Here is a 431-nt window from a genome sequence, read left to right as displayed (position 1 = left end):
CACCTGCAGCTGCGCCGGGCTGGCTGCGGCAGCCTCCTGCAGGCGCTGCTGCAGGTAGGCCGCAAAGTGGTGGCGGCACACGTAGCGCTCGCCCAGCACCTCGCGCGCCTCGCCCGGGTAGGCATTGGCGGCCATCAGGTAGTCGAGGAAGTCGCCGGGCTGGTCGGCAAACGCACTCATCTTCGCCGCCGGCACGTTCAGCAGGTGCTCCGGCCACGGCGTGGCATAGGCGATGCCCTGCGCCAGCTGCGAAGCCGGTTCGAAGATGGCCAGCGCCAGCGGCGCCTGGGCCTGGCGCAACACCTGGATCGCCACCAGCACCCCGGCCGCACCACCACCGATGATTGCCAGGTCCAGTTCGCCATTACGCGGTGAATCAGTCATGCGCCGATTGTAGGCCATCGGCGATGACGGGCCGGATTGCCGAAGCG

1 protein-coding gene is annotated in these 431 nt (G+C 69.1%); it reads right to left on the bottom strand.

Annotated elements, in window-relative coordinates:
- Positions 1–384: FAD/NAD(P)-binding protein (locus EEB19_RS26435; protein WP_222929994.1), on the bottom strand; the 384-nt coding region annotated here is incomplete at its 3' end.
- Positions 385–431 lie beyond the last annotated feature (47 nt).

It is taken from the genome of Gordonia sp. OPL2, assembly GCF_003797825.1.
In the GTDB taxonomy this organism is placed as follows: Bacteria; Actinomycetota; Actinomycetes; order Mycobacteriales; family Mycobacteriaceae; genus Gordonia.
Note: the sequence above shows the minus strand (reverse complement) of the source record. Positions and strands in the feature narration are given on the sequence as shown.